14 protein-coding genes are annotated in these 15,197 nt (G+C 39.1%); 13 read left to right on the top strand and 1 reads right to left on the bottom strand.

Translation table 11 applies throughout. From position 1 onward, the window contains the following. The 3 genes from ACFSKL_RS19450 (at position 1) to ACFSKL_RS19460 (ending at position 3,824) form a co-directional block, all read left to right on the top strand. Positions 1 to 1,002 carry an ABC transporter ATP-binding protein gene (locus ACFSKL_RS19450; protein ID WP_376888528.1) on the top strand — a complete coding sequence of 334 codons (1,002 nt, stop codon included), beginning with the start codon at positions 1 to 3 and terminating at the stop codon, positions 1,000 to 1,002. A 304-nt stretch (positions 1,003 to 1,306) separates the two neighbouring features. Then, positions 1,307 to 2,758 (top strand): tetratricopeptide repeat protein, encoded by a 1,452-nt coding sequence (locus ACFSKL_RS19455; RefSeq protein ID WP_376888530.1) that lies wholly within the window; start codon positions 1,307 to 1,309, stop codon positions 2,756 to 2,758. 91 nt (positions 2,759 to 2,849) lie between these two features. Beyond that, positions 2,850 to 3,824, top strand: coding sequence for a c-type cytochrome (locus ACFSKL_RS19460; protein WP_376888532.1), 975 nt, complete (start codon positions 2,850 to 2,852; stop codon positions 3,822 to 3,824). 403 nt (positions 3,825 to 4,227) lie between these two features. On the opposite strand, the gene ACFSKL_RS19465 is transcribed toward ACFSKL_RS19460, so the two are convergent. Next, entirely contained in the window at positions 4,228 to 4,584 is a 357-nt protein-coding gene (locus tag ACFSKL_RS19465; RefSeq protein WP_376888534.1) for a YraN family protein, read from the bottom strand. A gap of 112 nt (positions 4,585 to 4,696) precedes the next feature. Here ACFSKL_RS19465 and lipB point away from each other — a divergent pair, with 112 nt between their 5' ends. From lipB to ACFSKL_RS19515, 10 genes are all read left to right on the top strand, one after another. Beyond that, the gene (lipB, locus tag ACFSKL_RS19470) at positions 4,697 to 5,416 is read left to right on the top strand and encodes a lipoyl(octanoyl) transferase LipB (protein ID WP_376888536.1); all 720 of its coding nucleotides are present in this window, start codon (positions 4,697 to 4,699) and stop codon (positions 5,414 to 5,416) included. 23 nt (positions 5,417 to 5,439) lie between these two features. Further along, positions 5,440 to 5,841 (top strand): hypothetical protein, encoded by a 402-nt coding sequence (locus tag ACFSKL_RS19475; protein WP_376888538.1) that lies wholly within the window; start codon positions 5,440 to 5,442, stop codon positions 5,839 to 5,841. Positions 5,842 to 5,848: 7 nt separating this feature from the next. After that, the gene (locus ACFSKL_RS19480) at positions 5,849 to 6,586 is read left to right on the top strand and encodes a 3'-5' exonuclease (protein WP_376888539.1); all 738 of its coding nucleotides are present in this window, start codon (positions 5,849 to 5,851) and stop codon (positions 6,584 to 6,586) included. 534 nt (positions 6,587 to 7,120) lie between these two features. Beyond that, on the top strand, positions 7,121 to 9,322 hold the full coding sequence (gene rnr, locus ACFSKL_RS19485; RefSeq protein ID WP_376888541.1) for a ribonuclease R: 2,202 nt from the start codon (positions 7,121 to 7,123) through the stop codon (positions 9,320 to 9,322). Continuing rightward, positions 9,288 to 10,283, top strand: a complete 996-nt coding sequence (locus ACFSKL_RS19490; RefSeq protein ID WP_376888542.1) for a polyprenyl synthetase family protein — start codon at positions 9,288 to 9,290, stop codon at positions 10,281 to 10,283. Before rnr ends, ACFSKL_RS19490 begins: the two co-directional genes overlap by 35 nt. A 28-nt stretch (positions 10,284 to 10,311) precedes the next feature. Continuing rightward, the gene (locus ACFSKL_RS19495) at positions 10,312 to 10,941 is read left to right on the top strand and encodes a rhomboid family intramembrane serine protease (protein ID WP_376889129.1); all 630 of its coding nucleotides are present in this window, start codon (positions 10,312 to 10,314) and stop codon (positions 10,939 to 10,941) included. 135 nt (positions 10,942 to 11,076) lie between these two features. Beyond that, positions 11,077 to 11,970 (top strand): hypothetical protein, encoded by an 894-nt coding sequence (locus ACFSKL_RS19500; protein ID WP_376888543.1) that lies wholly within the window; start codon positions 11,077 to 11,079, stop codon positions 11,968 to 11,970. A gap of 333 nt (positions 11,971 to 12,303) precedes the next feature. Then, entirely contained in the window at positions 12,304 to 13,629 is a 1,326-nt protein-coding gene (locus ACFSKL_RS19505; RefSeq protein WP_376888545.1) for an MptA/MptB family glycosyltransferase, read from the top strand. After that, on the top strand, positions 13,626 to 14,357 hold the full coding sequence (locus ACFSKL_RS19510) for a DUF6503 family protein (protein ID WP_376888546.1): 732 nt from the start codon (positions 13,626 to 13,628) through the stop codon (positions 14,355 to 14,357). Before ACFSKL_RS19505 ends, ACFSKL_RS19510 begins: the two co-directional genes overlap by 4 nt. A gap of 2 nt (positions 14,358 to 14,359) precedes the next feature. Next, positions 14,360 to 15,088 carry a DUF6503 family protein gene (locus ACFSKL_RS19515; protein WP_376888548.1) on the top strand — a complete coding sequence of 243 codons (729 nt, stop codon included), beginning with the start codon at positions 14,360 to 14,362 and terminating at the stop codon, positions 15,086 to 15,088. Positions 15,089 to 15,197 lie beyond the last annotated feature (109 nt).

Below are 15,197 nucleotides of genomic sequence, written 5' to 3' on the forward strand. Positions count from 1 at the left end.
ATGGGATTGGAAGCGAGGAGAATCATATTGAAATCAAAAGGCTTGAAACTTGGGTACAAAAAACAAGGTGAAGAGACTGTAGTTGCAGAAGATATAGCATTTGAGCTGAAAAAAGGTGCATTGACCTGTTTGCTGGGACCAAATGGGGTAGGTAAATCGACTTTGATAAAAACAATAATGGGTCAGTTGCCGGTACTCCAAGGGACGGTATTTTTGGAAGGGAAACCTCTTGAAAATTTTCCCCAAAAAGAATTGTCAAAAAAAATCGCGGTCGTCCTTACGGACAAAGTGAGTTTGGGGAATGTGACGGTATATCAACTCGTGTCACTTGGGAGAATTCCACATACTACTTGGCTGGGGAGTATGTCTGGTTTGGACCATGCGAAGGTGGAAAAGGCAATTGAAGTAACACAAATCGCATATTTGAAAGATAAAGTTTTGAGCGAGTTGAGTGATGGGCAGCTTCAAAAAGTCATGATCGCACGTGCTTTGGCGCAGGATGGGGAGATATTGATTTTGGATGAACCTACAGCCCATTTGGATCTGATCAATCGCTTTGAGATTATGCATTTACTCAGGGAGATTGCCCAGAAAGAGCAGAAAGCTGTTTTGGTTGTTACCCATGATTTGGATATTGCGATTGAGACAGCAGATGAATTTTGGTTGATGCAGTGTGGTTTACCACTGGTATGCGGTAGTCCTGAGGACCTGATTGTGAGCAATAAGATCAATTTGCTCCTTCCAAATGACAGTTTGAAGTTTGATCTCTTGACTGGAAAAGTTCAGGAATCGAAAGCATATGATTATCCAAAAATCCTTGGTGAGGAGAAGTTGGTACGTTGGCTTAAGCTGGTCATCAGGAAAAACAAGTTGGTTTTTCCCAAAGACTTGGTTCATATTTCAATAGCCGAAAGTCCATTTTTGATATCCTTGATGTTAGAAAAAGAACCCCTTGAATTCACCACTTTTGAATCATTTTTGAGATATTTTTTATCTAATTGATTTCAGAATAATATTTCATAATTTTCCTCTTATTCATATAAATCGTTAGATTCAAGTAAGTTTTGCTTGTTGATTCATCTGTTGTTTTTGTGAATATGGATTTTCATTTAAAAAATAGCAGGATTTAGATTTGCTTGTTGTTTATATGGATTCTTATCGTGTACATATTGTCCCTTTTCGGTATTTGATGATTAGGCTAAACATAAGTTGTTTTTTATGTTGTCTGGTCGCGTTTACGTTATTTTTCGGGAGTTTATCGGCAAACCAAAATAAAATTGATAGTCTTTTACAGGAATTGGAAAAGGTGAAATTTGACACGAACAAAGTATGGGTTTATAGGGATTTGGCGTATTATCATTTAGAGGAACATTTGGATTCTTCTATCTATTACAGTCAACATGGATTCCTTTTGGCAAGTAGTATCAATTTTCACCAGGGAAAAATATGGAATTTATATCAAAAGGCACTGGCTCTTGAGTTTAGTGATCGGTTTTCGGATGCGATCGATACTTTTCAATTTGCATTGAGTCTTGCTGATCAGATTGGGGATAAAAAAAGTGTGGCTAAAATCAAGAATTCTATTGGTGCGGCATATTATTACCAGTCTGATTACACCAAATCAATTCAATTCTACCAAGAGGCGTTTTTACTCAGTGAGGAGATCAATTATTTTGAAGGAAAAGCCTATGCATTGAACAATTTGGGGATAATATACAGGCACAGGAGGGATTTTAGCAAAGCCTTAGAAACGTATCAAAAATCAAAAGATTTAAAATTATTGCTTCAGGATTCGGTGGGTGTTTTGAATTCCGAATACAATATGGGGATCTTGTATTCATTTTTAAATGATTATGAAAGGAGTCTTCAGGCATTCAACCGTGCTGAAAACTTAGCAATCCTTACTAAGGATAACAGAAATAAGGCAACGATCAAAATAGGTAAAGGTGCCGCTTTATACAATTTGGAAATGCTTGATGAGGCTTATATAAATTTGGAGGAGGGTCTTAAGGAGCTGAAACCCGGCAGTCCGCATGAGAAAATCGGAGCTTTGGCTTACTTCGGAATCCTTAAGATCAAAAAGGGCCTGGAAGATGCTGGACTTAAGGATTTGCTGTTGGCAGATGAAATGGTTCGTCAGACTGATCGCCTGGAATTGAAAAAGCAGGTTTCGAAAGAACTTGCCACAGCCTATGAGTTGATAGGCTCCCCTGATCTGGCAGTCAAATACTGGAGGCGGTACAATGAGGTAAATGATAGTATCAATACTGAACAAAAGCAATGGGCATTTGAAGAGATGCAGGCGAAGTTTGGTCTGATAGAAAAAGACAAGCAGATACAGATGCAAGAGGCTGCACTTAGAGCCGAAATCAACAGAAGGTATTTTGGTTTGGCTTTATTGACATTGTTGTTTTTTTCATTGGTGTTTGTGGGATATAAAAAAATGATAGGATTAAGGAAAGTCCAACTTTTGGAGATAGAATCGATTAAGAGTAAAGCTCCAGCCCAACTTAGAAAGCAGATGGACTTTTCTATGATCAATATAAATCTTCCAACTCCCCTGACAGAGAGGGAGATTGATGTTATAGGACAATTGGAATTGGGATTGTCTAATCAGGAAATCGCAAGAAAATTATATGTCAGTGAAAATACCATTAAGACACATCTCAAAAATATTTTCATAAAAACAGAAGCTCAAAGTAGAACAGACCTAATTCATCGCTTGAAATTATTCTCGGAAAATGTGATTTCTGACTGAAATACAAAAAATCACCCATTTGGGTGAAAGCTTTTCAATCTAAAAAAGTGACTTTTAGCCATAAGAATCTAGACATTTCAACCGGACAGCTATGAAAAAAGGATTGATGATTTTGGCATATTTAGCTACAGGGCTAATAATTTTGATCTTGGTGGCAGTGGCTTACATCAGGATTGCTTTACCAAGCGTGGGGGATGCCCCCACTGATTTCAAGGTAGCGATTACCCAAGAAAAAGTAGCCTATGGAAAATATCTTGCGAATCATGTGATGGTCTGTGTGGATTGTCATTCCGTAAGGGATTTTAGTCTTTTTTCAGGGCCAATCATCCCGGGAACCGAGAGTTCTGGAGGTGAAGTTTTTGATCAGACAATGGGTTTTCCAGGAGTGTTTATTTCTGCCAATATCACTCCTGCGGGAATAGGGGATTGGACAGATGGTGAACTTTTGAGATTGATTACAACTGGAGTGCGCAAGGATGGTTCTGCCATATTTCCAATTATGCCCTACAAAAACTATGGACAGCTCGACATGGAGGATTTGGAAGCCCTGATTGCATATGTCAGGACATTGGATCCGGTAAAAACGAATCACCCCAAGTCAAAGGCTGATTTTCCCTTTAGTTTGATTCTGAGAACGATACCTGAAAAAGCCAAACTCACTAAAAAACCCGATCCAATTGATCAGATTGCTTATGGAGGATATTTAGTCAATGCTGCGGCCTGTGCAGATTGCCATACCAAGTTTGAAAATGGCAGTTTTACAGGGGAAAGACTGGCAGGGGGTAGGGAAATGGAAATGCCGGGAGGGATGCTGGTTACTTCAAACCTTACTCCACATGAAAGTGGGTTGAAAAATTGGACAGAAGAGATGTTTGTTCAGCGTTTCAAGATGTACAGTACGGACAGTTATGTTCCTGAAAAAGTAGCTTTAGGGGATTTTCAGACGATTATGCCCTGGATTATGTATTCGGGTATGGAAGAGTCAGATCTAAAGGCCATTTACAGTTATTTGCAATCACTCGATCCTGTTGAGAATTATGTCGAGAAATTTAAGCCGAATAGGTAGAAGAAAAAGGTTGGGACACAAACCTAACCCTTAGTCCTAAATCCAGTTGTTGTGTTTTGAAAACCAATGGTTTATCTTGGCCTCCTTTTGGGTATTGAAAATGTGTGGCGTTGGCACTGGAACATAGAGGGCTAAAGAAACACAATGTATGTTGTATTGCCTGTGCAGGTCGCCGTGTATTCACAGAGGTTGTACTTGATCTCCACAAGATTTTTCTTGATTAAACGATGTACAATGCACGAAGTATCATGTACAAAGAATGCTATCTACCCACTTTCGTGCGTCAGCCAACCTTCCAACCTTCCAATTTTCCAATCTTCCAACCTTCCAACCTTCCAATCCACTCACGGCAGACAAGTTTATGAAACCTCTAACCATTCCCCGATAACCAATCAACTAAACTTCAGTAAAAAGCATCCTCAAATTGCCTAAAATTGATATTCCCATTTTTATCCTGATATACTCCTACGATATCAAATCGGATGTCATTTTGCCAATCTTTCTCGTGGATGTAGTGGTCGGCAGCCTTGATGATTAACCGCCTCTTGGTGTAATCAACAAATTCTTCCGCATAGCCAAAGCCTGTACCGCTTCTGAATTTCACTTCTACAAAGACCAAGATGCCTTTGTGCTCAAAAATCAGGTCGATTTCTGCGTGGCTGTGTCTATAATTCGCTTCTCTAAAAGCATAGCCTTTTCCTGCCAGCCAATCTTTTACCAGATATTCAGCACGCTTTCCTTTTTCATTATGCTCTGCCATAGCAATATTTGTTTAATTTTGAAAAATCATTTTAAAAATCCCTTAAACTACCAATTGCTTGTCAGAACTGAAAACAGGTAATTGGCGTTTGTCAAAGAAACAAAGGTAAACTGTGAATCAAATTATAAATAAAAAAGTAAAATATCTAGACCTTGGACTCAAGGATTACAAAGAAACTTGGGATTTTCAGGAAGAGATTTTTGCCAAAACCGTCGCTTTGAAAATTGAGAACAGGAAACTGGGTGATAGCGGACAGCAAATGACGGATAACCATCTTTTGTTTGTAGAGCATCCCCATGTCTATACTTTGGGTAAAAGTGGCGAGCTGTCACATCTTTTGTTGGATGAAAAAGGATTGGCAGAAAAAGGGGCGACATTCTATAAAATCAATCGCGGTGGTGATATCACCTATCATGGTCCTGGACAATTGGTCGGATATCCAATTTTGGATTTGGATAATTTTTTCACGGATATCCATAAATATTTGAGATTTCTTGAAGAGGCTGTTATCCTTACTTTGGCAGAATATGGAATAGAGGCAGGTAGGGTCGAAGGCTTGACTGGAGTTTGGCTGGATCATATAGAGCAGAAAAACCCAAGAAAAATCTGTGCACTTGGAGTAAAGTCCAGTCGTTGGGTGACCATGCACGGTTTTGCTTTCAATGTAAATGCTGATTTGGATTATTTTAGAAATATTGTCCCATGTGGCATTACCGATAAGGCAGTTACTTCCATGCATTTGGAGCTTGGAAGGGCAGTAGATGAATTGGAAGTGAAGGAAAAATTAAAAGGCCATATCGCTTCATTGTTTGAGATGGAGCTTATTGATTAGATTGGTTATTTATTTTACAAAAAATGAAAAAAGATATTGATTTTCATCCGGTGACTGGAGTGAAATTAGCTATAGCTAAAGAAGAGGTAAATGGTCAAATAGAATGGTCAGTTTATATCATCAATTTGAATCTGATAGAGCTGAATACCGTCTTGATCACATCCAAAGGTTATGGGCTGATAGATGGGGAAGAGAAAAAAACATCCATTCTTCGCCATATGATCGAGCAGCTGGGTGCAGAGTCTGTAGCCAAGGTTGAGCCGATCGATCCGGCAGTATTCGCCTTGAACAATGAATTTTGGGTGAGCTATTATATTTTGGATCAAGTTTTCGACAAAAAGTTTATATTTACAGAAGGTAGCATGGATCCTTCGAATGTTCGTATGATTCCCGAGCTGGGACTCGAAGGTGTATTGCATAGATGATACAGACATGAATAATTTTTTGAGTGAATTGAGTGATGTTCTGTTTTTGGATATAGAGACAGCTTCTTGCGAGCCTGGTTTCGATGCACTTCCCGGGAGGCTTCAAGAAGAGTGGGTCAAGAAAGAAAAGCTCATCAAAAAACCAGAAGAAGATATCGCTGAGGGAAGTCTTTTTTTTGAGAAAGCAGGGATTTATGCTGAATTTGGCAAAGTGATATGTGTGGGGGTAGGATATTTTAAGTTTGATAAAGAAAAGGGAGAATTGATTTTTAGAACCAAAAGCTTTGCGTCCGACTCCGAATATGATGCACTATTTGAATTTTCTGAGTTGTTGCGAAAAAAGCAATGGGTTCTTTGTGCCCATAATGGAAAGGAGTTTGATTTTCCCTACCTCTCCAGAAGGATTCTGATCAATAGAATCCCTTTGCCTGAGCCGCTTCAGATGGCTGGTAAGAAGCCTTGGGAAATACGCCATTTGGATACCTTGGAGTTATGGAAATTTGGCGACTACAAGCATTACACAAGATTGGAATTGTTGGCAGCTGTTTTTGATATACCTACTTCTAAGGAGGGGATTGATGGCTCGCAAGTGAATGATGCCTATTACAATCAAAATGACCTTCAGGCTATCAGGGAATACTGTTTGAGGGATGTTTTGGTGACTGCCCAGATTTATTTGGCTTTTCAGGGTTTGCCACCAGAAATTGAGTTTGAAGTTATTAATTTGGATCTTGATCAGGAGTGAGTTGACGTTCATTTTTTTGCCATTCTGTCCACAAATAAGACCCATGTTATTTCAAAATTGTATTCATGTTATTTCAAAATTCATTCTGTGTTATTTCAAAATTTAATCTGTGAAATCTCAAAGTTTGGAGTCTATTACTGTGATAATGCTCCTTAGGACTTTTTAAGATTGAGAATAGCGGTGGGAATGCCAACCAAAATCGTTCTTCTGGCAATTTGGTCTCCTGGAGGGATTTTCCAAAATGGTAAATCCCTTTGGGGAGTATATTATTAAAAATTTAAATAATACTAAGTGAACCATTTTTACGCATATTTTTTTATTAACTTTATAGAATTGAAAGAAGAAGAGATGTTTTGAGAATCAAGCAGGAAATTAAGATTTGTAATCACCATTTTTCAGTAAGCAGTTTCAACAATTGCTTCGAATGCAATAATCACCACCATTTTCACATCAATCAATTAAACAAGTCTGAAAATCCTAAATTTCAGGCCTCATTATTTAACGAATTAAAGAAATTAAAAAAAACTCATTTTTATGGGAAGAAAATCAAATAACAGAGCCGGAAAAGGCAAAGCTAAGGGTGGAAAAGTAATGGACTCCGCCCAGTTGGCTAGAAAAGTATTAAACTTTTTGGATAATCATTATGGGGAAGAATTCAACTCCAAGCAGATCGTAAAGAAATTGGAAATCAGAGATTCTGTGATCAAAGGAGGCGTCGAACCAATTTTGCACAAGCTCGCTGCAGGTGGTTCCATTTCCAAATCACCTAGGAACTATTTCTCTTCCAACAAAGAGCCTGAGTTTATTGAAGGAGTTGTGGATTTTGTAAATCCCCGCTTTGCTTTCATAGTAGCAGATGCCAAGTATAAGATTGAGGAAGACATCCTCATCAAGGAGGCAGACTTAAAAAATGCGCTTGACGGAGACAGGGTGAGGATCATGGTATATCCTTTGAAAGGAAACACCGGTAGGATGGAAGGAAGAGTCCTAGAACTTTTGGAAAGAAGCCGGGATGAATTTGTTGGCAGGGTCGAGATTTCTCCAAGGTTTGCATTTGTAGTGCCTGATTTCAAGAAAATGCACCATGATATATTTATACACAAAGGTGAATTGGGTGGAGCAGAGCACAACCAGAAAGTAGTAGTCAAATTGACTGAGTGGAGGGAAGGTGATAAAAACCCTACAGGGAAAGTTACCCGGGTATTGGGTAAAGCTGGGGAGCATGAAGTTGAGATCCATTCTATCATGGCAGAGTTTGGACTGCCATTCGAGTACCCTGAAGAGGTCACCGCCGAAGCTGAAGCTATTTCAGATCAAATTTCCGAAAAAGAGATCAAAAACAGGAAGGATTTTAGGGGGATTACCACTTTTACCATTGATCCGGCAGATGCGAAGGATTTTGATGATGCCATTTCTTACAGGAAGCTAGATAATGGCAACTTCGAGATAGGTGTTCATATCGCCGATGTGACCCACTATGTGAAACCCAAAACAGGTTTGGAAAAAGAAGCCTATGACAGGGCAACTTCTGTCTACTTGGTAGATAGGACTATTCCGATGCTTCCAGAGCGCTTGAGCAATGGACTATGTTCCCTTCGTCCAAATGAAGATAAGCTTACGTTTTCATGTGTTTTCGAAATGGATGAAAATGCCGATGTCGTCAAACATTGGATAGGCAGGACAGTCATACATTCAGACAGAAGGTTTGCCTATGAGCAGGCTCAGGAAAATATCGATAATCAAGAAGGGGATTTCTTTACTGAATTGACTTTTTTGAATGAAATGGCCAAGAAACTCCGAAAGAGAAGATTTGACAAAGGGGCTGTGAATTTTGAGACTGTGGAAGTAAAGTTCAAATTGGATGAAAAAGGGACGCCTTTGGGACTCTTCGTCAAAGAACGGAAAGACATCCACAAGATGATTGAGGAATTCATGCTTTTGGCGAATAGGACAGTGGCTGAATTTATCCATGATAAAAACAAAGGAGCCGATACTTTTGTATATAGAGTTCATGATTACCCGGATTTGGAGCGTTTGGAAACATTTTCCAATTTTGCGAAAAAATTCGGTCATGAAATCAAGGTAGGTGAGGGGAGTAGAATCTCCAAAGCTTTGAACCAACTCATGGACGAAATCCAAGGGAAGCCAGAGCAAAATGTCTTGGAGCAGCTTGCAATCAGAAGTATGGCGAAAGCAATCTACACAGTGGAACCGAAAGGTCATTTTGGGCTGGCTTTCAAGCATTATACCCATTTCACTTCGCCAATCAGGAGGTATCCCGATATGATGGTGCATAGACTGTTGCAGCATTACCTTGATGGAGGGAAGTCACCGGAAGCAGAAACTTGGGAAGATAAATGTCTTCACTCTTCGGATAGGGAGAAAAGGGCTTCCAATGCAGAACGTGCCTCTATCAAATACAAGCAGGTTGAATTTATGGCACTTGCGGAGGACAAAGATTATGAAGGTATTGTAGTTGGAGTTACTGAGTGGGGAGTTTTTGTCGAGATTACAGAGACCAAGTGTGAGGGGATGATCAGGGTCCAGGATATGGATGACGATTATTATGAATTTGATGAAAAGAACATGCGCCTGATAGGCTCTAACAATAAAAAAATGATCACTTTGGGTGACAAAGTGGATGTCAGGGTAGTCGCTACTGATATAGATAGAAGAACAATAGATTTGGAATTTGCAGGTAATGAATCAAACAACAAACCCCGTAAGCGTAGATAAGCTTTTACAAGATTTAGAAAATCATATCCAAGGATTCCAGTATGGGGATTCGCCATTTGAGTTATACGAGCCTATCAGCTATATCATGAGTCTTGGGGGAAAGAGAATTCGCCCGCTGTTGACCTTGATGGCTTATGCTCTATACAAAGATGATTATGAATCGATTTTGACTCCAGCAGCTGCTGTAGAGGTGTTTCACAATTTCACACTGATGCATGATGACATCATGGATGATGCCCCCCTGAGAAGAGGAAAGGTGACAGTTCATGAAAAGTGGAATGCAAATACCGCAATTTTATCCGGTGATGTGATGTTGGTCAAGGCTTATGGCATGTTGGTGGATATATCTCCTGAAAAGCTCCCCGAGATTCTCCGTTTGTTCAATCAGACTGCCGCTGAAGTTTGCGAAGGACAGCAGCATGATATGAATTTCGAGCAGGTCGAAAATGTGACCGAGGAAGATTACATTGATATGATTAGGCAAAAAACTGCCGTTTTGTTGGGCTTTGCATTGCAGTTTGGTGCCTTATTGGCTGATGCTCCCAAAGAAGAAGCGCAAAAGCTGTATGACTTTGGGGTGAATATCGGTATCGGTTTTCAGCTGAAGGATGATCTTTTGGACGTATATGCAGACCAAGCCAAATTCGGTAAGCAAGTAGGAGGGGATATCATAGCCAATAAAAAAACCTTTTTGCTGATCAAAGCCAAAGAGTTGGCTCAGGGAGAATTGAAAACCCAGTTGGAAGAGTGGATTGCAAAAGATGGTTTTGATAAGCAGGAGAAAGTAAAAGCTGTGACCACTATTTATGACCAAATTGGAATCAAGGAACTGGCCGAAGCCAAAATGCAGGAATATTTCAAAAAAAGTTTTGATCAGTATCATTCATTGCATGTACCCAATTTGTCGGGTTTCAAGCTTCTGTTGGAGTTGACTCAAGACCTTGTACACAGAGAAAAGTAAAAGAGGCTTTTAAAAACCAAAATAAATGATAGAATTATCAACGACGGTGATCATAATTGTGGTCACCGTTTTGACATCTTATTGGGGGCTCACGAACCCAGCGATTCTGGAAAGGTGGATGTTCACACCCTATCTTATCAAAAACAGGAAACAGTATGATCGCTTTGTACTTTCTGGGTTTATCCATAAAGACAGCATGCATTTGCTTTTCAATATGTTCACCTTCTATTTCTTTGGGGGTGCCATAGAGCAGTTTTTGCTGTATCGGTTTGGGTTTATTCCAGGCACATTGTTGTTCGTGCTTTTTTATGTGGTGGCTATAGTCGTCGCAGATATACCGACGTACCTTAAGCACCAAAACCATAGCTATTACAGGGCTTTGGGGGCAAGTGGAGGGGTGGCAGCAACTGTCTTCTCCAGTATTATATTGATGCCGCTATCTGATATATGTTTGTTCGGGATTATTTGCTTGCCGGGATTTGCGCTAGGGGTCTTGTTTTTGATCTATTCTGTTGTGCAAGCTAAGAAAGGAAATGATGGGGTCAATCATGATGCACATCTATATGGGGCATTGTTTGGCATAGCATTCATTTTGATAATCAACCCGACTAGCGCAGTTAATTTCCTCAATGAAATCAAAAATTACAGGTTGTTTTAAGTAAAAATTATATTTGCATACATTACCAATTGGTTTTGTGTTTTTAAGCAGACCCGAACTACTGGTGTCTCTGTGGATAATCATATATATCTAACCCATTTTTCCTAAATTAGTATTCTATCAAAAACTATAGCTATGAAAATCCAATCACTTTTGATTTTATCAGCGATCCTTTTTATTGTTTCCTGTTCAAAAGCGCCAGTTCGTGAAAATATTGATTTTGAGCAATGGGGGAAATATTGGTTTCAGGGAAAAGCTGAGATCAGTAGTTTTGACTTGAAGCAATATCGGTATGGTGAAGAGCGTCAGGGGGAAGCTGTCCTGATCTTTGTCACGGAGGATTTTTCAAGAAAAAAGCAGGTGAAGCTGGATAATCCGGATGATGCCGGAAAAGACAAAATTGGGGTTTTGAAAATGAACCAAACCCGAGATTTCGTGACAGGAATCTACCCATATCACATGATGCTTTCTGCATTTACACCGACTAAAGAAAAGTCTCAGGGGCTTAAATTCACTTCAAGTGTTCAGGAGTGGTGTGGTCAGAGTTTTTCCCAAATCAACTTGTCCGGTACAAACTCTTATTCTGGGAAATTGAATTCGTACTTTGAAAAAGAAGGTGATGCATCTATTTCTGTGACAGGTTTGGCAGAGGATGATTTGTGGAATTTGATACGGATTTCCCCTTCTGAGATTCCTTTAGGGGGAGTGAGCATATTTCCGTCTTTGTTTTATCAACGCTTTAGCCATCAGGAATTGGCGGCAGAGGAGGCATTTATCAGAATTCAGGATATAAGCACCGATAGAAAGCAACTTGAATTGACATACAGCTCTGGAGTTAGGGTTTTGAAGATTGATTTTGAGAAGAATTTTCCATTTGAAATTTTGGCTTGGGAAGAAATCCAAACCAAATCTGATGGCTCAAAAGAAATTACCCTAGCAAAAAGAAAAGCTGTCAAAGTGCTAGACTATTGGAAAAGAAACAAAGTGGAGGATGAGTTCTTGAGGGATGAATTGAAATTGAAGTATTGAGAGACGAGAGCCAAGAGACGAGAAGCGAGAAGCGAGAGGCGAGAGGCAAGAGGCAAGAGGCGAGACACGAGAAAAAAGAGGGCAAGTAAAGGGTGCAAGAAACAAAGAAGCGAGAAGACTCTTCAAGAAGCAAAGACACGATATTAGACGGGGAAACTCGATATGCGCTTCTTTGCCAGTAGCCCTGTATATCATTCTCAAGAAAGGGTCTATCCAGTCTGTTGGCTGTTAACTGTTAACGATTATCTGCAACTTTATACCTTTGTTATTTAGTTACTGAAAAAGTAGCGGATAATCATAAAAATTAATTCAGCACCCTTTAATAGCTTCCTATTGAAAAATAAAATACAATTTTATTTGATCACTTTGATCTACGCAATAGCTCTATTTATAATGGGGTATTGCTTTGATCGAAGTGATTTTTTGGTTCATTTGGGGTTGTATGCCGTCTGTTTTGGGATTTGTTTGATTATCTACCGATTTGCTGATCAATGGAAGGTTTCTTTAAAGTTGGGATTGACGATTGCGTTTTTGTTGAGGATTATTTTATTGGTATCGGAGCCTGTACTGTCCGACGATTTTTACAGGTTTGTTTTTGATGGACAACTGATCCGAAATGGGATAAATCCCTATTTATATCTCCCACAAGATTCGATTTCCTTTCTTTCAATTGAAGGAAATCCATATTGGAGTACTTTGCTTCAAGGAATGAATTCAGAAGGGTATTATTCTGTCTATCCTCCATTTCATCAATTGTTTTTCTATATAGCAGCCTTGGGAGGGGAGGATTTGCTTGCCAATATTGTGATTCTTCGCTTACTGATTTTGGTGTTTGAAGGATTGGTCTTTTACCTACTTTATAGCTTGTTGGGCTTATTGGGAATACAGCTTTCAAACCTTTGGCTTTATGCATTCAATCCTTTGATAATATTGGAGTTGACGGGGAATTTACATTTTGAAGGAATTGTATTGTCAGGACTACTTGCTTCGATTTATTTTTATCATCAAAAACTTGCTAAAAGTACGGGGATCTCTTGGGCATGGGCTGTGGGAGTGAAATTAAGCCCAATGATGATGTTGCCGATTTGGTTGATGGCATGGAAAAGGAAGCATTTGTATAGATTCCTAGTGTATTCAAGTGTCTTTATTTTCTTCAGTTTGATCCCTTTGGGCTTTGAAAATGGCTATTTGAACTTTTGGAAAAGCTTTAGGCTATACCAAAGTTCTTTTGAATTCAATGCTTCGATTTATTACATTCTTCGTTGGGTCTCGGGGTTTTGGCTGGATTATAATCCTATCCAAACGCTAGGGCCAATTTTGAACTTGCTGGCGTTTTCATTGATTCTATGGCTTGTTTTCTTAAGAAAGATCCAAAAAACAACTGAATTGGTTGAAACAATGGTTGGGGTATTTTTGGTTTATTTACTGTTTCAAACTACAGTTCACCCTTGGTATTTGATTCCTGCTTTTGGTTTGAGTCTTTTGACCAAAGACAAAGTCTTTCTGGCTTGGAGTGGAGCTGTGTTCCTGTCTTATGCAGCTTATAGGAATGAGTTGGTAGAAGAAGATGCTTTTTTACTGTTAATTCAATATGGAATTGTTTTTGGTATGATAATTTGGAGTTTTTTGAAGAGATTTACAGTAAATAAAATTCAATGAAAGTAATTCATAAGTATATACCCTTTATTGTCATGTTGGCTATGTTAGCCTGCGAAACATCACCAAGCAAAAAAGCGGAAAAGATCATAGAAGAATCACTGGATTTTCATGACCCTGAAAGTGCTTGGGATGACTTGGAAAAGTTCTCGGTATTGAGAACAGTTGAAGAGTTTGATGAATCGGGAAAGGTGAGCAAGTCCAGTGAATTTCAGATGGAGTTCAGGTTAAAACCTTTTTTTGAAGCCAAAAACTCTTGGGAAAAAGACAGCATTAAGCACATCGTTACTTTCGATGGGTTGAAGACCAAATATCTGATGGGAGAAAATGATATTCAGAACGAAGGGTTTTTGGCTGGTAAAGAAGCTGAAATCAAGAATGCTTTTCTGGCATTTACTATGCCTTTTGGGATAACCGGAAATGCTTCCAAGATTACTTACGGAAGTAAAATCAAGTTGATGGATGAGAAAGAAGTAGAGACAGTAGAGGTCATTTTTGCGGAAGAAAAAATTGTAAAGCCAGATGTTTATTCGTGCTATTTCTTGCCTGGAACTAATGAGTTTATAGGGTATAAGCTTAAAAATAAAAATGGGTTTGCTGTGAGTAATACTGTCGAAACGATCAAGTATCGTGGGATTGATTTCCCATCCAAAAGAGAGGTTTATGAAGCCGATAGCTTAGGGAATCATGTTCGCCTTAGAGAAATTGTTTCCTACAGCTTTATCGATTGATTATGAGGAATATATTGATTTTACTCATTGCATTTTCTGTTTTGCTCAGTTGCAAGCAGCGCACAGAAGTAGAGAAAATCATCGATCAGGCGATCCTTGCCCATGGTGGAGAAATATTCGAAAAAGCAAAGATCAGCTTTGACTTTAGAAATAGACATTACACCATTTTCAAATCCCAAGGTTCATTTGAGTACACTCGGGAATTTTCGGATAGCAGCGGACAAGTAAAGGATGTCTTGAACAATGGAGGTTTCACCCGTAAGGTCAATGGAGAAATAGTACGGCTTGAAGAAGAGCGGGAAAAGGCATTTTCAAATTCAGTCAATTCAGTCGCATATTTTGCTTTTTTGCCTTATGGGCTGAACGACCCTGCTGTTTTCAAGACATATATAGGAGAAACTGAAATTGAAGGGAATAATTATCACTTGGTCAAAGTGACTTTTTCGGAAGAAGGTGGTGGAGAGGATTTCGAGGATGAATTTCTATATTGGATCAATCAAGATACTTTTTTGATGGATTACTTGGCATATTCTTACCATACGGATGGAGGTGGAGTTCGCTTCCGGAAAGCCATCCGTCACCATAAAATAAATGGCTTGATCCTTCAAGATTATGAAAATTACAAACCTCGCGATGGGGCCAAGTCTGTAGAAGAAATGGGAACTCTGTATAAAGCAGGGGAATTGGAATTGCTTTCTGAGATTTTGTTGGAGAGAGTGGAGGTGGAGTAGGGTTTTCTTTAAATAGATTTGCTCTATCAATTTGAATTGAAGGAGATTGTCTACTTCAGTTTTTCTGCCAGGCATTCTTGATATTTCAGCATAGACTTTATCCAGAATT

This window comes from Belliella marina (assembly GCF_042682445.1).
Taxonomy (GTDB): domain Bacteria; phylum Bacteroidota; class Bacteroidia; order Cytophagales; family Cyclobacteriaceae; genus Belliella; species Belliella marina.